The organism is Streptomyces sp. NBC_01439, assembly GCF_036227605.1.
In the GTDB taxonomy this organism is placed as follows: Bacteria; Actinomycetota; Actinomycetes; order Streptomycetales; family Streptomycetaceae; genus Streptomyces.
This window is the reverse complement of record NZ_CP109487.1, coordinates 895176-916799: the sequence shown is the minus strand read 5'-3', so window position 1 is coordinate 916799 and position 21624 is coordinate 895176. Positions and strand designations below refer to the sequence as shown.

The following is a 21624-nucleotide window of genomic DNA, read 5'->3' as shown; positions in this document are numbered from 1 at the left end:
CCCCGGGGCCGAGCGGATGGAGGTCAGCCGCCGGTGGCGAAGCCCGGGAAGAGGGTCATTCCGCCGTCCACGTAGAGCGTGGCGCCCACGACGTAGTCCATGAGGTCGGAGGCGAGGCCGACGGCCGCATGGGCGATGTCCTCGGGGTCACCCACCCGGCCGTACGGGATCAGCTTGAGTAGGTCCTGCTCGGCCTGCTCGGTGTCCCAGGCACTGCGGTTGATGGGCGTCCGGATCGCGCCGGGGGCGATCGCGTTGACGCGGATCTTCTGCGGGGCGAGTTCCTGGGCCAGGGTCTCCATCATCATCTGCACGCCGCCCTTGGAGGAGGCGTAGTTCACGTGCCCGGCCCAGGGGATGATCTGGTGCACCGAGCTCATACAGATGATCTTGCCCGCGGAGTTGGAGACGTCCGGGACGACCCCGCGCCGAAGGAACTCCTTCGTCGCCTCGCGGGCGCACAGGAACTGTCCCGTCAGATTGACGTCGATGACCTTCTGCCACTGGGCGAGCGTCATCTCGGTGAAGGCGGAGTCCCGCTGGAGGCCGGCATTGGCGACGAGGATGTCGATGGTCCCGAACTCCTCGACCATGCGTTCCGTCATGGCCACGACCTGGCCCTCGTCGGACACGTCCGCCTCGTACGCCGCCGCGCGCACCCCGAAGGAGGCGATCTCCGCGACGACCGCCTCGGCCTCCTCCCGGCCGGCCACGTAGTTCACGACCACGTCCGCCCCGGCCCGGCCCATGCCGATCGCCGTGGCCTTGCCGATCCCGGAGTTCGCACCCGTCACCAGTGCCTTCTGGCCCCGGAGCAGGTGCGCGGGGATCACGCCCCGGGGTACGCCCTCGGTCGAACTCACGGCGGACTGCCTCCTTCGCACCGCCACCCCGTGCCGTCGGGATGACGGCACCCCGGCGGGTCCGGGCGTCACCCAATCACCGCCCCCGGCGCGCGACGGCCCGCTGCGCCCCGCGTTGCGCCACCCGGACGAGGATCTTCGCCCGGTCGGCGGTGTCGCCGCCTCGGGTCAGCCCATGCGTTCGAGGAGGTGGTCACCGACCCGCAGGGCGTTCGCGATGGCCGTCAGGGACGGGTTGACCGCGCCGATGCTCGGGAAGAAGCTCGTGTCGACCACGTACAGGTTGTCCAGCTCGTGCGCCTTGCAGTTCAGGTCCAGGGCCGACGACGCCGGGTCGGTGCCGAACCGTACGGTGCCGGCCTGGTGCGCGGTGGCGCCGATCGGCATGCCCTTGTGCAGGTAGAGGCTGTGGTCCAACAGGTGGTGCTCGTGCATGCCGAGGCGGCCCAGCATGCCCTGGAGCTTGTGCCGCAGCCGCTTCAGCCCCGCCGTGTTGTGGGACTCGTCGAGCGCGAGGTGGATGCGGCCGTCGCCGTCCAGGGTGACGCGGTTGTCGGGCAGCGGCAGGTCCTCCCCGCACAGCCAGAAGTCCACCGCGTGGTGGGCCATCACCTCGAAGGGCATGTTCGGGGTCACCGCCCCGGCCCAGCGCGGGGCCTCGCCGTGGATCTGTTCGGCGTCCGACTTGCCGAGCATCTGGATCCCGCCGAGGGGGTAGTCCCAGTCGTCGGCGCCCAGGTACCAGTCGTGCAGGGCGAGGGTCTTCTGGAACTGCGTGTCGTTCGGCTCCCGGGAGACGGCCATCAGGGCCAGGTTGTTGTGGCGCATGTAGAAGCGCCCGACCACGTCCGAACCGTTCGCGAGGCCCCGCGGATGCCGGTCGTTCGCCGAAGCGAGCAGCAGCGCGGCCGAGTTGACCGCGCCGCAGGCCACGACCACGAGGTCGGCGGAGAACCGGGCCTCCTCGCCGCCGGCGAGACGGGCGACGACCGCGCTGACCGTGCGTCCCGTCGGATCGGTCTCCAGCCGCAGCACGTGGGCGTGGGTGACCAGTTCGACACCGGGATGTTGCAGCGCGGGCTCCACGCAGATCACCTGGGCGTCGGACTTGCCGCGCACCAGGCACGGGAAGCCGTCGACCCGGTTGCAACGGATGCAGACGCTGGACGGGGTCGCCCGGCCGGCCGCGTCCTGGTCCAGATCGACCCCGATCGGCAGGTGGAAGGGGTGCAGGCCCTGCTTCTCCAGGTCGTCGCTCAACTGCTGGATCCGCGGCTCGTGTTCCACCGGCGGGTGGGCGTACTGGGCGCTCACCGGGCCCTCGAAGGGGTCCTCGCCGTGCCGGCCGTGCACCCGGTACAGGTGCTCCGCCTGTGTGTAGTACGGCTCCAGGTCCTCGTAACGCAGCGGCCAGGCGGGCGAGATCCCGTCGTGGTGGCGCAGCTCCCCGAAGTCCTGCGGTCGCAGCCGGAACAGCGCCGCGCCGTAGAACTTGGTGTTGCCGCCGACGTAGTAGTTGACCTCGGGAGGGAACTCGCGGCCGTGCCGGTCGAACCAGAACTCGGGCGCGCGGTACTTCCCCTTGACGAACACCGCCGTCGAGTCCCAGTTGTCGCGTTCGCGGGGGAGGAAGCCGCCCCGCTCGAGGATCAGCACCCGCTTGCCGGACGGAGCGAGCCGATGGGCGAGCGTGCCACCGCCCGCGCCCGTTCCGATGACGATGACGTCGTAGTGCGCAGCGTCGTTCAACCGGATCACCGTCCTCGGCCTGTGGTGCCGCCGCCCCGGCGGGCCCGTCGCGGCAGGATCCCCCTTCGAACGTATACGCCCCCCGCCGGTGCGGCACCCGGGGACGCGGCGTGGCCGGGAACGCCGTGGCCGCCGGCCGGGCCCAGGCGGTGCGGGTCACAGGACGGCGATCGGGTTCACCGGGGAGCCGGTGGCCCCCGGCAGCCGCAGCGGTGCCACCGTGCACAGGAACCGCCAGCGGCCGAGCTCCGCACACGCGTGGGCCAGTGCGTCCAGGTCCAGGTAGTCCATCAGGTGCATGCCCAGGGCGTGCAGGGCCAGGACGTGCACGGGGAAGGAGACGCCGGGCACCGGGCTCGGGGCCGTGTCGTTGTTGCCGTCCGAGCCGAGGACGGCGACCTGCCGTTCGGCCAGCAGCCGCATGCACGCGGGATGCAGGCCCGCCCGGGCGTGCGCCGCGTCCCAAGCGCCGCTCTCCCGGCGCCGGCGCCGGTGCCCGACCCGTACGAGCAGCAGGTCGCCCGGCCCGATCCGGACGCCCTGTGCCTCCTCGGCAGCGGTCAGCTCCTCGGCGCCCACGAAGTCCCCGGGCTCCAGCCAGGGGACCCCGCGCAGCCGCGGGACGTCCAGCAGGACCCCGGAGCCGACGATCCCGTCGCGCACCAGGTCCAGGGTGATCCCGAGGGCGGCGCCGGCCGCCAGCCGGCTCTCCGGGACGCCACCGTGGAGCTCGCCGTCGAACACGACGTGACACAGTGCGTCGAGATGGCTGTGGGCGTCCCCGTGCACGTTCATGGCGAACCGGTCCAGGGCGAAGTGCACCCCCGGGGTTCCGGTCTCCGGCGCGGTCGGCGCCGTCAGCCGGTAGACCGCGGGCTGCGGATCGTCAGGACCAGGCTGCGTCTCGATGGGCGCGGCCAGCGACACGGTGCGCCCGTGCCGCACGTCGGCCGCGGCCGCGGCCACGCGCGCGGGGGTCAGGTGGGCGAGGGTGCCGCGTCGGTGCTCGGGGCCGGTGGGCGTACGCCGGCACAGCTCGGCGTGCAGGGACCGGAAGGCCGCCTCCGTCATGAAAGGCGAAACCGTCCGGTCGGGCGTCGGGTCGTCGTCCGTCACGCGGGTCCTCCCGGTCTGCCGAAGGCCCCGCCTCCACTGTCCGTCGCCGCGGGGTCCCCTGCATCCCGGCGGGCAGTGCCGTTCCCGCGGCCGCGGGAATTCGGCCACCGCGCAGCGACCGGTCGGCCGGTCACTGCGCAGTGGACGACGTCCCGCCGGACCGCGGGGCACGGCGTCCTCAGGAGCGGTGTCCGGCCACCGACCGGTACGCGACGGGGAAGTCGAAGTAGGTGTCGGGGAACAGCTCCGGCTTGTACGTGAAGTGCCACCATTCCTCGGGCAGGTTGACGAAGCCCTCCGCCGCCAGCGTCGACCTCAGCAGGTCCCGGTTCGCACGCTGTGCCCCCTGGACGCGCGGGTCGTCGGTGTGCGACAGCGTGTCGAAGCAGTCGAAACCCGTACCCATGTCCACCGAGTTGTCCGGGTACCGCTCCGCCCGGGGCGCGTAGCAGGGCACCGATTCCTGCCCCGGCCGCGGGCGGGGCGCCGGCAGTGCCGGCAGCCGCACCAGCGTCACGTCCGTGGTGCTGCCCCGGCTGTGTCCCGACTTCTTCGCGATGTAGCCGTCCTCGAACAGCCGGGACTTGTCGACGCGCGGATAGAACTCCGCCTTCCGCCGTTCGTCGCCGAGGTCCTCGGCCCACCGTACGAAGTGGTCGACGGCCCGCTGCGGCCGGTAGCAGTCGTACACCTTGAGCGAGTAGCCCTGGCGCAGCAGGCGCACCTGGGCCCGGTGCAGGGCCTCGGCGGCCGGGCGGGTCAGGATGCAGACGGGCTGCCGGTAGCCGTCGACCGGCTCGCCGACGAAATTGTGCGGGCGCACGTACCGCATGTCCTGCAAGATCGTCGGGTCGACCGAGCCCAGTGCCACGAACGCGCGCGGAGCCTTCGCCCCGGGTGGCGGTGCGCTCGCCCCGGCGGGGGCGGCGGCCCCGGCCGTCACGAGAGCGGCAGCGGCGGCCGTCACGGCCACGGCGAGACGTGCCCTCATCGGCGGTAAGGACGTGGAACGGGTCATCCAACCCTCCATCGGCGGTGCTGCGGGGACGTGATCGGGCACCATGCTGCCCGACGCCGGGCCCGTCCCGTCCGGATCCGGCCGGACCCGCCCGGACTGCGCCCGCCGCGGTGCGGACCTACGCTGATCAGGTGACCCGGCTGCGCCGGAGGAGCGGTGACGTCTGCCGCCGTCCGCACGCAGCACGAGGGAGGTGATGCCCGATGTCCGCACCCCGGGCAGCAGCGGCCCGCTGCGCGACCGCCGGAGCCGCCTGCTTGCTGGCGTTCACGGGCGGGGGCGTGGCCCGAGCCGATGACAACGGCATCGCCGACGACAGCCCCCAGGCCATCGCACAGGCCTCGCGCAAGGCCATGGCCGAGCTCACCTCCATGCGCATGGTGGGCAAGGTGACCGAGGCCTCGGGCACCACCACGCTCGACCTGCGCTTCGACGAGCAGGGCGACTGCGTCGGCACGGTCACGCCCCCCGGCGGCGCGGGCACGGCCGCCATCGTCAAACGCGGCGACGACGTCTGGATGAAGCTCGACGACGCCCTGCTCAAGGCCCAGGTGCCGGGCCCCGCGGCCGACGACGCGATCGCGCTCATCAACGGCCGCTATCTGCACGGCACCACGGACAGCCCCCTGCTGAGCGACTTCGCCCAGGTCTGCGACCTGGACTTCTTCAAGAAGGAGTTCTCCTCGAAGCCGCCGAGCGAACAGCTGGTCAAGGGCCCCCGGACCACCGTCGACGGTCGGCCCGCCATCACGGTCACCAGCCGGCGCGACAACGGCGCGACGGGCACCTACCAGGTCTCCACCGAGGACGAGCCGTACCTCCTGCAGGTGCGGGGCACCGACGAGTCCGGCCGGAAGGTGGACGCCTCCTTCTCCGACTTCGACGAGCCCGTCACGCCCAAGCCCCCGGCGCCGGCCGACTCGGTCGACCTGTCCGATCTCCAGTAGCGTCAGCGCAGTTGCCGGCGGACCAGGCCGTGGAAGAGGCCGGTCGTGTCGGCCAGCAGTTCGGCGGGCGGGCCCTGCTGGACGATCCGGCCGTCCGACATGACGATCACGCGGTCGGCGTCCATCACCGTGGAGAGCCGGTGGGCGATCACGAGGCGGGTGGTCCGCAGGGCGCGGGTGGACTCGGTGACCACGCGCTGGGCCTCGTTGTCCAGCGCGCTGGTGGCCTCGTCGAGGAACAGGATTCGCGGCTTGCGGATGAGGGCCTGGGCGATCATCAGCCGTTGGCGCTGACCGCCCGAGACGGTCCCGCCGCCGTCGGACAAGATGGTGTGCATGCCCATCGGCATGGCCTCGATGTCCGCGGCCAGGCCAGCGAGCGCGGCGGCCTCCCACGCCTCCTCCGGCGAGAAGGTCCCGGTGCCGCGGATGCAGTCGAGGATCGAGCCGGAGAGCGGCTGGGCGTTCTGCAGTACGACGCCGCACTGGCGGCGTACGGCCGCCCGGTCGAGCGCCGCCAGGTCCTGACCGTCGTAGAGCACACTGCCCGAGAGGGGCCGCTCGAAGCCGATGAGCAGCCGCAACAGCGTCGATTTGCCGCAGCCGCTGGCCCCGACGACTGCGACGAACTCGCCCGGTCCGATCCGCAGGCTGACGTCGTCGAGGACGAGCGGACCGTCGTCGGCGTAGCGGTAGGACAGGTTCTTGGCCTCGATGGCACCGGTCAGCCGTCCCGGGCGGGTACTGGAGCGGTCCACCTCGGGGACCTCCCGCAGGAGCGGCCGGATCTGCTCGAACATCGGCAGGACCGCGGCGGCCGAGACGAGCGCCCCGGTCACCTGCGTGACCGACGACAGCAGCATCGTCAGCGCGGTGCTGAAGGTGAGGAACTCACTGGCGGACATGGCGCCGCGGGCCGGACCTGCCAGCAACGCGAACATCACCAGCGTGCACAGCGGCAGGTGGACGGCGCCGAGGACCGTGCTGACGTTCTGGGTCCGGCCGATGTGCTGCTGCAGGTCGCGGGTACGGGCGAACTCCCGGGCCCAGGCTGCGTACGCGAAGCTCTCGGCCGCCGCGACGCGGAGCTTGGGCAGGCCGCGCAGGGTCTGGAAGGCCTGGTTGCCCAGCCGGAGTCCGAGGGTGTTCAGCCGGCGCTCGTACCGCAACTGCCACAGCCCCAGGCCCAGGAAGACCCCCGCGATGACGACCAGCATGGCCAGCGCCGCCATCGCCAGCGGCACGCTGTGGACGAACAGCAGCACGAAGCTCACCGCGCCGACCGCACCCGCCTGCACGCAGACCGGCCCGATGCCGGACAGCACGCGGCGCATCGCGCTGATGCCCATCGCCGCGCCGGCCAGTTCGCCGGTGGAGCGCCCGGTGAAGAACGTCGCCGGCAGCCGCAGCAGCCGGTCCCACACGGCCGGTTGTACGGTGGCCTCGATACGGCCCTCCATGCGCAGGAGGGAGGTGTTCTGCAGGAGCATGAAGACGGCCGCGACCACGGCGGTCGCGACCAGCGCCAGCCCGGTCTGCACGATGAGGCCCGTCTCGCCCTGCGGGACGTAGCGGCCGAGGACCCGGCCGGTGGCGACCGGCACCAGGGCCCCCAGCACCACCGCGACCAGGGCGCCCAGCAGCAGGCTGCGCAGCTCGGGGAAGGTGCCGCGCACACTGAAGCGGAGCAGCGCGGGCAGGCCCACCCGCCCTTCGGGCAAGGGGCGGTACAGCATGACGGCGCGCGGTTCGAAGGCGGCCCGGTTGGCCCTCCCGACCCGCTCGCGCTCGCCGGTGGCGGGGTCGACCGCCTCGTATCCGCCGCGCCGCCACAGCAGGGCGACCGGCGTGCCGTCCTTCTCGCGCCGGCCCACCAACGGCCCGCTGTTCTCCCGCCACCAGCGCCCGCCGAGACCGACCGTGCGGGTGCGGATCCGCGAGGCGAGCGCGATGTGTTCGACGGGATCCAGCTGCTCGGACGGGGTGCCCGCCCCGCCCGGCGGGGACAGTGCGATGCCGGCCGCGCCCGCGACGACGCGACACGCCGCGAAGGTCGCGTCGACGTCCGCGCTGCGGAACTGATCCCGGCCTCCGGCGCGGACGATGGACGCCAGCAGCGTCCGGTCCGCCTGGGTGCGGGCGGCCCGGCCCGCCTCGATCCCGGCGGCCGTGCGGTCCTCGTGCGCGCGCTCCAGCTGTTCGATCCAGCCGTCCAGGGCGTACAGCAGCCGGTACTGCTGGTCGACCATGCCCTGCCACATCGTCGCGTCGACGAGGAGGGTGCCGACCGCCTCCGCCTCGTACACGGCGCCGTACCGCACGCTGCCGGGGGCGATCCGCATCCACAGGATGTCGTCGTCGGCCCCGCCGTGCCCGGTTGCGGCGGTGCCGGCCAGCGGTGCCTCGTAGAGCACGCGCAGACCACGGCCGATACCGCGCGCGAAGGCGTCCTCCAGCGGGCTCGGCCGGCCCACGGCGGTGGCACCGTGCTGCCCTTCGTCGGCGTACTGCGGGTACTGCGGGTACTGCGGGTACTGCGGGTACTGCGCGTGCTCCGGGTACTCCGGGTGTGGCGCGTACTCCGAGGGGTACAGCTCCCGCAGTTCGATGCGGCGCAGCCGGCAGCCTTGCAGGGGCCGCCCGACCAGTGTGTGGTCAGGGCCCTCGGCCGGACCGAGCAGCAGCGTGCCCGCCTCCAGCCGGCCCAAGAAGTGCCAGTGCCCGGACTGTGCGGCGTCCACGGCGAACAGGTCCAACTCGCCCGCCACGACCAGCCACAGGACGAGCGGCCCCTCCAGGGACAGGCTGCCCGCGCCCGCGCAGTCGACGGGCCCACCCAGCGCACCCAGGGCCGCGACGACCGGGTCCGGCGCCCCGCCCGACGGGCCGGCGGTGGCGGTGGCGGTGCTGGTGCCGGCCGCATGGTCCGGGTACGTCACTCAGTGCTCCTTGACCAGTGCGGCGTACGGGCCCTGCGCGGCGACCAGGCGTTCGTGCCGCCCGCGTTCCACGACCGTGCCCCGGTCGAGCACGACGATCTCGTCGCTGTCGCGCACCGTGCTCAGCCGGTGGGCGATGACCACACAGGCACAGCCGCGGCGGCGCAGGTTGTCGATGATGACCTGCTCGGTCACCGCGTCCAGGGCGCTGGTCACTTCGTCGAGCACCATGACGCTGGGGCGGCGCACCAGCGCCCGGGCGATCTCCAGGCGCTGGCGCTGGCCGCCGGAGAAGTTGCGGCCGTCCTGCTCGACTCGGCCGTGGATGCCACCGGGGCGGCGGGCCACCACGTCGTGCACGGCGGCGTCCTCCAGTGCGGCGATCACGGCCTCGTCCGCGATGGAGGGGTCCCACAGCGTGACGTTGTCACGGACGGTGCCTTCGAAGAGGAAGACGTCCTGGTCGACGAAGGAGACGGAAGCGGCCAGCGCTCCGCGCGGGATGTCCTCCAGTCGCATCCCGTCGATGCGGACGGCCCCGGCCCAAGGGGCGTGGAGGCCGGAGATGAGCCGGGAGACGGTGGACTTGCCGCTGCCGGAGCCCCCGACGAGCGCGACCTGCTGCCCGGGTCCGACCGTCAGTGAGAAGTCCTCGAGCAGCGGCGCGTCCAGGGGGTTGTAGCCGAAAGTGATGTGGTCGAGCTCCACGTGGCCCTTGAGGCGGCGGGTGGAGGCCGCGGGCTCGCGCCGTGAGTAGACCCGGTCGACCGGGAAGTTCTCCACGTCGCCCAGCCGGGCGACGTCGGCCGCGAAGTCCTGGATCCGGCCGGCGATGCCGCCCAGCCGGGAGATCGGGGCGGTGAAGCTGGTCACCAGGGCCTGGAAGGCGACGAGCAGGCCCACGGTGAGGTGGCCCTCCACCGCCCGCAGGCCGCCGATCGTCAGGATCAGCGCGCTGTTGAACGCCGCGAGGGTGGGCGCGACGATGGCCAGCCAGGCACTGGGCACGCCGAGCCGCTGCTGCACGTCGAGGGTGACCGCGTGCTGTCCGGCCCAGCGGCGGAAGAACCCGTTCTCGCCGCCCGTCGCCTTCATCGTCTCGATGAGCTGGAGACCGCCGTACGCGGTGTTGGTCAGCCGGGCGCTCTCGGCGCGCAGCTTCTGGGTACCGGTGGCCCTCAGCCGGATCGCGATCCGCAGGGCGACCACGTTGAGCAGCGCCACGGCCACGCCGACGAGGGTGAGCTGCGGATCGTACGTCCACAGCAGCACCGCGTAGAGCAGGACCACCACGGCGTCCACGGCCGCGGCGGACAGGTCCCGGGCGAGGGTCTCGGCGACGGCGTCGTTGGACTGGAGGCGCTGGACGAGGTCGGCCGGGTTGCGCTGGGCGTAGAAGGTGACCGGAAGCCTGAGCAGGTGCCGGAAGAAGCGGGCACTGCTCAGGGTCGAGGCGATGATGCGCCCGCGCAGCAGATTGGCCTGCAGCAGCGCGGTGAGGGTCGCGGTGAGGGCGAGGGCGACGGCCATCGAGGCGAACAGCACACCGAGCAGGGAGGTCTGCTCGCCGATGAGGAACATGTCGATGTACGTACGGCTCAGGGCCGGTACCGCCGCGCCGACGGCGACCAGGAGGAGACTGGCGACCACGGCGGCGGCCATGGTGCCCGAGGTGCCCCGCAGCCGGGCCGGCACGGCCCCGAGGACGCTCGGTCCGCGGCCACCGCGGCGGAACCCGCTGCCGGGCTCGAAGGTGAGGACGACCCCGGTGAAGCTGGTGTCGAACTCGTCCATGGGGACGAACCGGCGGCCCTTGGCGGGGTCGTTGACGTACACGCCCGTGCGGCCGAGCCGCCGGGCCGTGCCCTCGTAGACGACGTAGTGGTTGAACTCCCAGAAGAGCACGGCCGGGGCGCTCACCTCGGCGAGCGCGGCCAGGTCCATCTGCATGCCCTTGGCCGTCAGGCCGTATCCGCGGGCGGCCTTGAGGAGGTTGCTGGCGCGGGAGCCGTCCCGGGAGACACCGCACGCGATGCGCAGCTCTTCCAGCGGGACGAAGCGGCCGTGGTGACCGAGCACCATGGCCAGGGCGGCGGCGCCGCACTCCACGGCCTCCATCTGCAGCACGGTGGGGGTGCGTACGGGGCGGGGCGTGCTGCCCCTCGGTACGGGCGACGGTGCGGGCGCGGGCCTGCGGCGGGAGCCGCCCTTCGGCTCGGGGCGGTGGCGCCGGCGCCCGGCGGGAGGCAGGTGCGGCGCGGTCACGGCAGCAGCCAGTCGACCGGGCGCTGCGCGGCGAGGTGGACGGCGCCGGTGACCGGCGTCCTCGAATCGACGGCGTACGGGGGCCCGTCCGCGGAGGACCACCGGTAGCCGGAGGGGGTGGCGGAGGACCGTTCCAGGCGTACGACCACGGCCACCCGGCTGCCGTGGCGGGAGAACTGTTCGGCGAGCCCGCCGTCGCCGAGGAAGCCACCGATCTGCGCCCGCGTCAGGGGCGCGCGGCCGACCGCGGTGACGCGCCCGCGCAGTGCACCGAACCGCTGCTGCGGGACGGACGGGACGCTCAGGTCGACCGGGGCGCCCACGGCGATCGCCGAGCCACCGCTGCCCGGCACGTACAGCACGGCCACCAGCGGGTCCTGCGGACCCTTCGCACGTTCCACGGTGGCCACGTCCGCACCCGTGGCGATGACCGAGCCCACCTTGGCCACCAGGGTCGTCAACCGACCGCCGGTCACCACGCGCACGGGTCGTTCCCCCTGCTCCGTACGGACGTTGAGCAGGGGCGCACCGGCAGCCAGCCACTGGCCTTCCTCGGCGAGGACTCCGGTCACTTGCCCCGCGACCGGGGTCTGCAGCACGTAACTGCCCTCGGCCCGGGTGAGGATGCCGGATGCGCTCAGCTTGGAGGACACGGTGCCGGTGAAGGCCCAGTAGGTCGCGGCCGCCATGACGGCGACCGTGACGGCCAGGACGAGTCGCCCCTGTGGGCGGGCCAGGCGAACGGGCAGGTCCAATTCCTCGGGCGATTGCAGCTTGGAAAGAGCCTTTTGGCGAAACTGCACGGACTGTTCCTTCGGCTGCATTCGTATCGTCGGGCGAAATCTCGGACGGCCGTGAACCCCGGAGCCGTGGGGGATGATCCGGGGTTCACGGGCTATTCCCGATCAGAGACCGGCGCGACCGGAGTTCACCGAAATACCGGTGATGCCCGTGACGAGACCGGGGACGTGGGAAACGATGCCGGTTGCGGCCTGGACCGTGTTGAGGGAGCTCACGACGCCCACGACATTGTTGACATCGCTGGTCACGGCGCCGGCCAGGCCGCCGGACACGCTGATGATGCCGCCGGACACGGCGTCCAGCTCGGTGTCGTCGATCTCACGGGTCTCAAGGTCGTTACGCATGGCGCGCACCTTTCATTGGGGGGAGGAATTCATCGCCGAGCGGCGGGCGGCACGAAAGTCGGCCGCCGTTCTGACTGCTGCGATGGGCAAGATGAAAGCACGCGAACGCGCCCCCCACCGAATCCCGTTGACTTCCCGTCACGTGTGGACGGCCACCTCTGCCGACGGACGTGCAGCTTGATTCACCGAATGGTGGCGACTTCTTCACAGGATCGAGTAACAGATACGGCCGACACGCTGCTTACATGGAGCGAACCAGGGTTAATCACCATCAAAGCGACAGGGCATATCGGGCGTATCGCCCCGCTGGGGAGGTCGGCTGTCGAGATCGCGAACGCGATGTGCAGGTTTCCGGAGGGCGCGCGGGGTGATGGTGCCGTCACGCCCGGTGCGCGCGGGGGACGGTCACAGGGGCAGGCCGTCCACGAGTTCGGTCACGGCCGCCGCCAGCGCGGCGAGGCCGGGTCCGGCGGGGCCGCCCGGCTCGGACATGTAGGTGTCCCTGCGGATTTCGACCATCAGGGCACTGACGCGCCGGTCCCTGCCGTAGTGCCGCAGCGGTACGTACGTGCCCGCGAAGGGACTGTCGAGCCCCGTGCCGCCGAAGCCGGCGAAAGCCTTCTCGGCCGAGGCGAGCAGGGCGGCCGGGGTGTGGAAGGGGTCCGTGCCCAGGCAGATCGGCGGTCGCGGGCCGGCGCCGTGCAGTTCGTAGGGGAGGGGCTCCGACGGGTACGAGTGCACGTCGATGATCACGGCGCGGCCGACGGCCTCCAGTCGGTCCTCCACGGCCCGCTCCATCGCCTCCGCGTACGGGTGGAAGTAGCGGTCGACCAAGGCGCGGCCGTCGAAGCCGTCCGCCCGCAGGCGCTCCCGGTGCGTGGTGCGCGTGTACACCGCTCCCATGCCCACGGCCAGCATCTCCTCGCGCTCGTCGGGGAAGCGCTCGGGGTCGATGACGAGGCGGGACAGCCCGTTGACGAACCGCCACGGCGTGAGGGCGCATCCGGCGGCGGCGGCCGCGGCGATGTCCGCGGTGTGTGAGTCGGTGATGTGGTCCAGTTCCCGCTCCAGCGCCGCGTCGTCCAGCACGATCCCGCTGCGTACGGGCCCGGGGACGGTGCGCGAGGAGTGCGGTACGTGCAGGATCACCGGTGACGCGGCGGCTCCGGGAAGGAGTTGGAAGGACTCGGCGGCATGGTCCATGTGGATTTCCTCGGTGGGAGGGCCGTGGGGCGGAGTGCCCGCGAAGGCCTGACGGCCCCCACCGTTACCGCATCTCGGACGCCGGTTCCAAAGCCTTTTTGAGGTTGCGCAGGGTGGCTGCGATGTTCCTGCGCTGGAAATCGGCGAAGGTGTGTTCCCGCGTGGCGACCCGGTCGAAGGCGTGGGCCGCGAAGTCCGGCCACGAGCGGCGGTCGTCCGTCCACGTCTCGGTCACCCGAGTGCCCTCGGGAACCGGCTCGAAGCGGTACTCCCAGGTGGCGATGGGTCTGGGCAGCCGGGGGCGCCGCACCCCGATGGCGTGCACCCGGAACCGGAACAGCCGGTCCTGTTCGAGCGCCGTCACCGTGCACCGGGTGGTCCACCGGAAGGCCCCGCGCTTGTTGCGCCCGTCGAACACCGTCCCGACGCGCGTCTCCCCGGCTCCTCCGTGCACGGTGGCGCCGAGGTTCTCCGGGCTCCAGTCGCCCATCCGGGCAGGATCGGACACGTGCCGGTAGACGTCGGCGGGACTGACGTGGACGACGATGCTGTCGGACACGGTGAACGTACGAGGCATGGCTCTCCCCTCCAGGCCACGGACGCTACCGTTCCACCGTGCCCGTGGCTACCCATCGGTAACTCCCGGTTGGAGAGGCCCGGGTGAAGGCGGAGGTCTACTGCCAGTCGTCGTCGGGCGGCGGAGCCATCTCGTCCCAATCGAACGGCGGCTCCTCCTCGACGTCGTGCGCCGCCGGGCGGCGCTCCGCCCGGACCGACGGCGCCGGCGCCGGCCCGGCGGGCCCGGCGGGCGCGGCGGACGGAGCGGGTGTAGCGGAGGCATCGGCCGGGCTCGCCGCCCCGCACTCCGCCAGCGTGGCGAGCACCCCCTCGGCGTACTTGGCCAGCTTGGCCTCGCCGACGCCGCCGATGGTTCCCAGTTCCTCCGTCGTGGTGGGCACCCGCGTCGCGATCTCCCGCAGCGTCGCGTCGTGGAAGACGACGTACGCCGGCACGCCCTGCTCCTTCGCCGTCCCGGCCCGCCAGGCGCGCAGCGCCAGGAAGACCGGCTCGGCCGCGGCGGGCAGGTCGACCGGCACGCGGGCGCCCTTGCCCGAGCGCGATCCGGACTCCTTGCGGGCGGGTCCGGCGGGCGCCTTCTCCTTCCGCATCGGGACGCTGCGGCGGCCGCCCAGCACCTCGCCGCTGTCCTGCGTCAGCACCAGCGTCCCGTACTCGCCCTCCACCGCCAGCAACCGCTGCGCCAGCAACTGGCGTACGACGCCCCGCCACTCCGCCGTGCTCAGGTCCGCCCCCACGCCGAACACCGAGAGCGCGTCGTGGTCGAACTGGATGACCTTCGCCGTCTTCTTGCCCTGGAGGATGTCGATGATCTGGCCGGCGCCGAACTTCTGCCGCCGTTCGTTCGCCAGCCGCCACACGGTCGACAGCAGCTTCTGCGAGGCGACCGTCGCGTCCCAGGACTCGCCCGGCGTCAGGCACGTGTCGCAATTGCCGCACGGCTCGCCCGCCTGGCCGAAGTACTCCAGCAGCCGCACCCGGCGGCAGTCGACGGTCTCGCACAGCGCCAGCATGGCGTCCAGGTGCATGCTCAGGGAGCGGCGGTGCGTCTCGTCGCCCTCGGAACCCTCGATGAGCTTGCGCTGCTGCACCACGTCCTGGAGGCCGTACGCCAGCCACGCCGTGGCCGGCTCGCCGTCGCGGCCGGCCCTGCCGGTCTCCTGGTAGTAGCCCTCGACCGACTTCGGGAGGTCGAGGTGGGCCACGAAGCGCACGTCCGGCTTGTCGATGCCCATGCCGAAGGCGATCGTGGCCACCACCACGACCCCGTCCTCCCGCAGGAACCGCGCCTGGTTCGCCGCACGCGCCCGGGCGTCCATGCCGGCGTGGTACGCCACGGCGTCGATGCCCTGCTCCACCAAGAAGGCCGCGGTCTTCTCCACCGAGGCCCGCGAGAGGCAGTAGACGACTCCGGCGTCACCGGAGTGCTCGCTGCGGATCAGCTCCAGCACCTGCTTGAGCGGGTTGTTCTTCGGGGCGATCCGGTACTGGATGTTCGGCCGGTCGAAGCTGGCGACGAAGTGCCGGGCCTCCTCCAGGCCGAGCCGCGCCACGATCTCGGCGTGGGTGGCCTCGGTGGCCGTCGCGGTCAGCGCGATCCGCGGCACCTTGGGCCAGCGCTCGTGCAGCATCGACAGCGCCAGGTAGTCGGGCCGGAAGTCGTGACCCCACTGGGCGACGCAGTGCGCCTCGTCGATCGCGAAGAGCGAGACGCTGCCCCGGTCGAGCAGCCGCTGGGTGCTCTCGGTGCGCAGCCGCTCGGGGGCCAGGTAGAGCAGGTCCAGCTCGCCGCCGAGGAACGCCTGCTCGACGGCCTGCCGCTCGTACGGGTCCTGCGTCGAGTTGAGGAATCCGGCCCGCACCCCGAGCGCGGTGAGCGCGTTCACCTGGTCCTGCATCAGCGCGATGAGCGGCGAGATGACGATGCCCGTGCCTTCTCTGACGAGCGCCGGGATCTGGTAGCAGAGCGACTTGCCGCCGCCGGTCGGCATCAGCACGAGCGCGTCACCGCCGCCGACGACCTGCTCGATGATCTCCTGCTGTTCACCGCGGAAGGAGCCGTACCCGAACACGCGGTGCAGTACCTGCAGGGCGTCGGAGGTCGCGGAGGTGTCGGAGGTCTCGGGGGAAGCGTCGGGAAGTGCCATCCGTGAAGCCTATCGACACCCACCGACACCCGGCGCCGCTAGTAACATCCCGGGATGGCGAAGACGATCAAGAAGTTGACCCCGGAAGCCGGGCGGACCGACGCCGCGGGCCTGCGTGCGTTCGACGCGGACGCCCTCGCGCGGTGCGCGGCCGACACGGGCCAGCCGTGGTGGCGCCGCGATGCCTGCGCCGAGGCGCTGGCCGGGCGGGTGCCGGAGCGGCGCGTGGCCGCGTTGATCGCGTGCGTCCAGGACACCGATGACGTGAGCCACGTGCGCATCGCGCTGCTGGGCCTGCTCGCGGACCGCCCCGAGCTGCTGCCCTGGCTGCGGCACGAGGACCGGCAGCAGGACGGCGCGTACGGCATGGCCGAAGCGGTCCTGGGGGCCCGCGGGGCTCTCGGCGACCTGACGGCGGCGGGCGCCCTGGCGACGCTCGCCTTCGATCCGTGGCGTCATCGGCGGGAGACCGGCGAGGCGGGGCTCGACGCACTGGCCGCCCGGCACGGGTCCGAGGCGGTGCTGGCCGAACTCGGCGGGGCCCGCCCCGAGGACCGCTCCATCGCCGTCCGCCTGCGGGACCGCGCCGGCGGGGACGTCACCGATGCGCTCGCGGACCCCGACCGGCAGGTCGCGTTCCGCGCCCAGGCGCTCCTGACCGACCCGGGGCGGTTGCGCGCCTACCTCGCCGAGGCGCCGACCGAGGAGGCGAAGCTGTGGGCCGCGTACGCGCTGCACCGACTGACCGAGGACGTCGCCGAGACCCGGAGGCTGTACGAGGAGCTGGGCCGCCCCCGCGTCGAGGTGACCGGCCTGGACGAGGAACTGCGCACGGCGATCGTCCACGAATACGGTCAGTGGGCCGAGGAGCGGACCGATCCGCGGTGGCGGATCGAGGCCCTGTGCACGGAGCCGCCGCCGGCCACCGGTACGGCCGAGCAGCTGCGGCGGGCCTCGGCCGCGCTCACCGCCGCGGGCATCGCGCCGCAGCCGCCGATCTCCTGCGCAGAGGACAACGGAACGGGGGACGGCACGTACCACGTGATCCGCTACGGCCAGAGCGGCGCTGCGGTGCTCATCAGCACCCTCGGCCGGTTCGCGACCGGTGACGACGACGATCCGGCCGTGCGCCGCGCGGTCGAATCGGCCGGCTTCCGCTGGCTCGACGAGGCCGTCGGCTCGATCCAGGTCACCGACCTCGGCGTGTACTACTTCGGCAGCCGCGACCCGCTGAAGGTCGACACCCTGCTGTTCTACTGGCAGGACTGAGAGGAGGCGCTGCCCGGTACGCGCCCTGCCGCCACCGTTGCGTTCCGCCCTATGATCGTCACTCCGCGTACGAGGGGGCTGGGTATGGGGGCAGGCGGGGCGGCATCGCAGCGGGCGCAGGACGCGCGGCGGCAGGAGCGGTTGCTCCGGGAGCAGTGGCAGGCCGCCCGCCGGCAGGCCCTGCGGTGGGGCGCGGTCGGCGAGGGCGAACAGCGGGTCCTCGCCCAGCTGTTGGTGCTGACCGCGCGCGGTTGGCGGCTGCTCGTCCACCGGCAGTGGTCCGGGGCGCGGACCGCTGACGCCGACATGCTGCTGGTGGGACCCGGCGGCGTCTTCGTCATCGACGTCACCGCCGGCGGCGAGCCGGGCGACGAACACGCGACCGGGCTGCTCGGCGCCACGAAGGCCGCCGAGAGCGCGGTGGCGTCCCTCGGCATGTCACCGGTCGCGGTCCAGCCGCTGCTGGTGCTCGCCGGCCGGCGTTTCGACGCGAGCCGTGGCCGGATACGGCTCCTGGGCGAACAGGAGATCGGCCCCGTGCTCCTCTCCGAGCGGCACCGGCTGCGCGCGGAGTCCGTCCGGGCTATCGCCGATCACCTCGAGCGGGTGTTCCCCGGTTACGCGGGGGCGACGGTCGACCAGCAGCCGCCGCCGGCACCCGAGCGCCACCGACCGGGCTCCCCGGACGGGCTGTTCGATCTGGAAGGGCTGCGCGACGCGGCCTTGAAGGGGGCGCGGGAGGCCCCGATCGAGCAGTGGATGACCTTCCTCCACCCCGATCAAGTGGCACTGGTGCGCCGCAACTGGGCCGGCCCGGCCCGCATCAGCGGACCGGCCGGCACCGGCAAGACGGTCGTCGCACTGCACCGTGCCGCCCACCTGGCCCGGCGGACGACCGGCCGCATCCTGTACGTCACCTTCGCCAACAACCTGCCCCGGGTGCAGAGCACCTTCCTCAAGGCCATGGCCCCGGCCGTCGCCGACCGGGTGGACTTCCGCAGCCTCCACTCCTGGGCGCAGGAGTTCTTGCAGGAGCGGGGCGTACCGGTACGGCTGCACGGGGACAAGGCCGAGACCGCCTTCAGCCTCGCCTGGAAGAACGTCGGCCGCGGGAGCAGCCTGGCCGAGCTCGACCCCGCCCCCGCCTACTGGCACGAAGAGATCGACCACGTCATCAAGGGGCGGGGCCTCACCGGCTTCGACGAGTACGTGACCGTCCCGAGGCGGCGGCGGAAGGCACGCCTGCACCGTGCGCACCGGCAGGCGGTGTGGGAGCTGTACGAGGCGTACGAAGCACTGCGCGGCGAGCGCGGCGTGCACGACTTCAACGACGTCCTCTCGCTGGCCCTGGCCGAAGCGGTCCGCCGGCGCGAGCGGCCCCCGTACGCGGCCGTCATCGTGGACGAGGTCCAGGACCTCACGCTCGTCGGCGTGCGCCTGCTGCACGCGCTCGTCGGTGACGTGCCGAACGGTCTGCTGCTCGTCGGCGACGGCCAGCAGACCGTGTACCCGGGGGGCTTCCGGCTCACCGACGCGGGCATCGACATCCGCGGCGACCGCGGGCAGGTGCTGCGCACCAACTACCGCAACAGCAAGCAGATCCTGGAAGCGGCCCTCACCGTCGTGGCCGACGACGCCTTCGAGGACCTCGACGGCACGCACACCCCGGGCCGCCGCGACGTCGACCTCACCTACCACGACGGGGACGTCGTACGCGTCACCCGGCCCACGGCGGAAGCCCACGACGGGGAACTCCTGGACGCCCTGCGTTCCCTGCCCGACGGCGCGCTGGCCGACACCGCCCTGCTGTGCCCCTCCATGCGCGCTCTTCGCCACTACCAGCGGCTGCTCACCCGGTCGGGCATCCCGGTGTGCCCGTTGGAGCACTACGACGGCCGCGCGGTCGGCGCGGTGAAGCTGGGCACCTACCGCAGGGCCAAGGGCCTGGAGTTCAAGAACGTCCTCCTGCCCCGGTACGACGCGGTGTTCGCACACGGGACCCCGGCCGGCGCGGGCGGTACCCAGACCCCGGAAACGGCTCGGGAGCGCGAGGAACTGCTCCGCAGCCAGCTCTTCGTGGCGATGACCCGGGCCCGTGACCTGCTCTGGCTCGGCAGCGTCAGCACGGAGCGGCAGGGGGCCGCAGGCTAGGGGGTGGGGAGGCCCGCTGCCAGGGTGCGGTGCGTCCTGGTCGGCCGGCCGCGGCTTGTCCAAACTCGGTCGGGCGGAGTCATCCGCTTCGAACGAGGAGCAGGACGGGTATGAGGAACGAAGCCAAGGTCGTGGCCATCACCGGAGCGAGCAGCGGGATCGGGGAGGCGACGGCGCGGCGACTCGCCGCCGACGGCCACCGGCTGCTCCTGGGCGCGCGGCGCAGCGATCGGCTCGCTGCGCTCAGTCGGGAGATCAACGAGGCAGGTGGTACGGCGGCCTTCCAGCGGCTGGACGTCACCGACGCCGCCGACGTACGGGCCTTCGTGGCCGCCGCCCGGGAGCAGTACGGGCGGTTGGACGTCATGGTCAACAACGCCGGGGTGATGCCGCTCTCGCCGCTGGACGCTCTGAAGGTCGATGAATGGGACCGGACGATCGACGTGAACGTCAAGGGCGTGTTGCACGGGATCGCCGCCGCCCTGCCGGTGATGCGCGCCGGGGGCGGCGGGCACTTCGTGAACGTCGCCTCCGTCGGCGCGTACGAGGTGTCGCCCACCGCGGCCGTCTACTGCGCCACCAAGTTCGCCGTCCGCGCCCTGTCCGAAGGGCTGCGCCAGGAGTCGGACGGCACCGTCCGGGTCACCCTGGTCTCTCCGGGCGTGACCGAGTCGGAGCTGGCCGAAGGCATCTCCGACCCTGCCGCGCGCGAGGCCATGAAGGCCTATCGCGCCGTGGCGCTGCCGGCGTCCGCCATTGCCGGAGCCATCGCCTACGCCGTCGCCCAGCCGGCCGAGGTCGACGTCAACGAGATCGTCGTACGCCCTGCTGCGAGTGCCCAGTGACCGCGGGGACCGAAGTGACGTACGAGGACCTGCTGCGCCGACTGCGGGTCCTGGAGGACAAGGAAGCCTTGCGGCGGCTCATGATCCGCGGTTGGCGGGCGCTGGACCGCAAGGACTGGCGGGCCTGGATCGAGTGCTGGGCCGAGGACGCGGTGCTGGAGTTCGAGCCGTGGGGAGAGGTCCGCGGCAGGGAGGCGGTCCGGGCGAAGGTGGAGGAGGCGGAGGCACACTTCCCGAGCATGCAGCACCACATCCTGAACATGGACTTCGAGGTGGACGAGGACCGGGCGACGGGCGTCGGGTACATGTGGTTCGTCGCCGTGACGGGGAGCGGGCAGAGCTCTTCGCCCTACTCCATGGGCGGTCCGTACGACTGGGACTTCCGCCGGGGTCCCGACGGGGGCTGGTACCTGGTCCGCCAGCGACTGGGCGTCTGGTGGACCGCCGGGGAGGACACGCCGCCGGGCCTCGGCCGGGCGGTGTCGTACGCCGAGGACTCCCGGTAGGGCCACCGATGGTGGTACGTCCGGGGGGTGCGCGGTGTGTCTGCGCGGCCGGTGGCGGCACGGTCCCCTTCAATGGCGCCGCATGACCTCCTCCGCACTGCACCAGCCGTCGGCACGCGCCGCGGCCCCGTACACCCGCCGGTCGGTCCTCACGGGAGCCTTCGCCCTGACCGCCGCCGCGGCACTGCCGCTCGCCGCGGCGGGGCGGGCGTACTCCGCCGCCACCCCGGACATCATCGGCTGCGCCGCCTGGGGTGCGCGGGCGGCGTCCGAACCCGTCGTCGTCCTCGCCAACGGCCCGGAGCGGATCATCGTCCACCACACGGCGACGGCGAACGTGACGGACTACTCGAAGCAGCGCGCCGTCGCCCTCGCCCGCGCGATCCAGACGTACCACATGGACGCGCAGGGCTGGATCGACACGGGCCAGCACTTCACCATCAGCCGCGGGGCCTTCGTGCTGGAGGGACGCCACAACAGCCTGGCGGAGCTGCGCACCGGCCACCGCCAGGTGCGGGCGGCGCACTGCGTCGGCCAGAACACCGTGTCGATCGGCATCGAGAACGAGGGCACGTACACCTCGCAGGACCAGCCGGCGGCACAGTACGCGGCCCTGGCCGACCTGTGCGCCCACATCTGCGACCAGTACGGCCTGCCCGCGTCGGAGATCTACGGCCACCGCGACTTCAACGCCACTTCCTGCCCCGGCGACCGCCTCTACGCCAAACTACCGACCCTGCGCAGGGACGTCGCCGCCCGCCTCGGCACGCCCCTGTCGGAGGAGGCGGTCGACCCCATCGAGGACCTGGTCCGCCAGGCCACCGGTCGGCCGGCCTCGGAGTACGCGGAATACCTGCCGGCCGGTCTCCTGCCCTGACGGTC

Annotated in this window: 17 protein-coding genes; 6 read left to right on the top strand and 11 right to left on the bottom strand. The window is 72.5% G+C overall.

The features are described from left to right. Window positions 1–23: 23 nt before the first annotated feature. From OG207_RS04270 to OG207_RS04255, 4 genes are all read right to left on the bottom strand, one after another. Complete coding sequence (locus tag OG207_RS04270; protein WP_402694522.1) at window positions 24–818, bottom strand: SDR family oxidoreductase; 795 nt, start codon at window positions 816–818, stop codon at window positions 24–26. Between the two features lie 213 nt (window positions 819–1031). Continuing rightward, window positions 1032–2612 (bottom strand): GMC family oxidoreductase, encoded by a 1581-nt coding sequence (locus OG207_RS04265; RefSeq protein ID WP_329096019.1) that lies wholly within the window; start codon window positions 2610–2612, stop codon window positions 1032–1034. A gap of 156 nt (window positions 2613–2768) precedes the next feature. Then, on the bottom strand, window positions 2769–3683 hold the full coding sequence (locus OG207_RS04260) for a cyclase family protein (protein WP_329107431.1): 915 nt from the start codon (window positions 3681–3683) through the stop codon (window positions 2769–2771). A gap of 223 nt (window positions 3684–3906) precedes the next feature. Continuing rightward, the gene (locus OG207_RS04255; RefSeq protein WP_329096018.1) at window positions 3907–4746 is read right to left on the bottom strand and encodes a M15 family metallopeptidase; all 840 of its coding nucleotides are present in this window, start codon (window positions 4744–4746) and stop codon (window positions 3907–3909) included. A gap of 203 nt (window positions 4747–4949) precedes the next feature. Between OG207_RS04255 and OG207_RS04250 the strand changes: the two genes are divergently transcribed. Further along, window positions 4950–5693, top strand: a complete 744-nt coding sequence (locus tag OG207_RS04250) for a hypothetical protein (RefSeq protein WP_329096016.1) — start codon at window positions 4950–4952, stop codon at window positions 5691–5693. Between the two features lie 2 nt (window positions 5694–5695). Here OG207_RS04250 and OG207_RS04245 read toward each other — a convergent pair whose 3' ends face one another. The 7 genes from OG207_RS04245 to recQ all read right to left on the bottom strand — a co-directional run bounded on the left by OG207_RS04245 (window position 5696) and on the right by recQ (window position 15971). After that, a complete protein-coding gene (locus tag OG207_RS04245) occupies window positions 5696–8632 on the bottom strand; it encodes an NHLP bacteriocin export ABC transporter permease/ATPase subunit (RefSeq protein ID WP_443072654.1) in 2937 nt (978 codons plus the stop codon). After that, window positions 8633–10897 carry an NHLP family bacteriocin export ABC transporter peptidase/permease/ATPase subunit gene (locus OG207_RS04240; protein WP_329096015.1) on the bottom strand — a complete coding sequence of 755 codons (2265 nt, stop codon included), beginning with the start codon at window positions 10895–10897 and terminating at the stop codon, window positions 8633–8635. Next, entirely contained in the window at window positions 10894–11700 is an 807-nt protein-coding gene (locus OG207_RS04235; RefSeq protein WP_329096012.1) for a hypothetical protein, read from the bottom strand. The genes OG207_RS04240 and OG207_RS04235 overlap by 4 nt, the downstream gene beginning before the upstream one ends. A gap of 102 nt (window positions 11701–11802) precedes the next feature. Then, complete coding sequence (locus OG207_RS04230; RefSeq protein ID WP_329096010.1) at window positions 11803–12042, bottom strand: hypothetical protein; 240 nt, start codon at window positions 12040–12042, stop codon at window positions 11803–11805. 405 nt (window positions 12043–12447) lie between these two features. Then, a complete protein-coding gene (locus OG207_RS04225) occupies window positions 12448–13245 on the bottom strand; it encodes an N-formylglutamate amidohydrolase (RefSeq protein ID WP_329096008.1) in 798 nt (265 codons plus the stop codon). A gap of 64 nt (window positions 13246–13309) precedes the next feature. Then, a complete protein-coding gene (locus OG207_RS04220; RefSeq protein WP_329096007.1) occupies window positions 13310–13822 on the bottom strand; it encodes an SRPBCC family protein in 513 nt (170 codons plus the stop codon). Window positions 13823–13919: 97 nt separating this feature from the next. Next, complete coding sequence (gene recQ / locus OG207_RS04215) at window positions 13920–15971, bottom strand: DNA helicase RecQ (RefSeq protein WP_329096005.1); 2052 nt, start codon at window positions 15969–15971, stop codon at window positions 13920–13922. A 54-nt stretch (window positions 15972–16025) separates the two neighbouring features. Here recQ and OG207_RS04210 point away from each other — a divergent pair, with 54 nt between their 5' ends. The 5 genes from OG207_RS04210 to OG207_RS04190 all read left to right on the top strand — a co-directional run bounded on the left by OG207_RS04210 (window position 16026) and on the right by OG207_RS04190 (window position 21619). Then, entirely contained in the window at window positions 16026–17240 is a 1215-nt protein-coding gene (locus tag OG207_RS04210; RefSeq protein WP_329096003.1) for a hypothetical protein, read from the top strand. Window positions 17241–17324: 84 nt separating this feature from the next. Then, complete coding sequence (locus tag OG207_RS04205; RefSeq protein ID WP_329096001.1) at window positions 17325–19391, top strand: nuclease-related domain-containing DEAD/DEAH box helicase; 2067 nt, start codon at window positions 17325–17327, stop codon at window positions 19389–19391. A 110-nt stretch (window positions 19392–19501) separates the two neighbouring features. Beyond that, a complete protein-coding gene (locus OG207_RS04200; protein WP_329095998.1) occupies window positions 19502–20236 on the top strand; it encodes an SDR family oxidoreductase in 735 nt (244 codons plus the stop codon). Between the two features lie 14 nt (window positions 20237–20250). Further along, window positions 20251–20742, top strand: coding sequence for a nuclear transport factor 2 family protein (locus OG207_RS04195; protein ID WP_329095996.1), 492 nt, complete (start codon window positions 20251–20253; stop codon window positions 20740–20742). A gap of 82 nt (window positions 20743–20824) precedes the next feature. Then, entirely contained in the window at window positions 20825–21619 is a 795-nt protein-coding gene (locus tag OG207_RS04190; RefSeq protein WP_329095994.1) for a peptidoglycan recognition protein family protein, read from the top strand. Window positions 21620–21624: the final 5 nt, after the last annotated feature.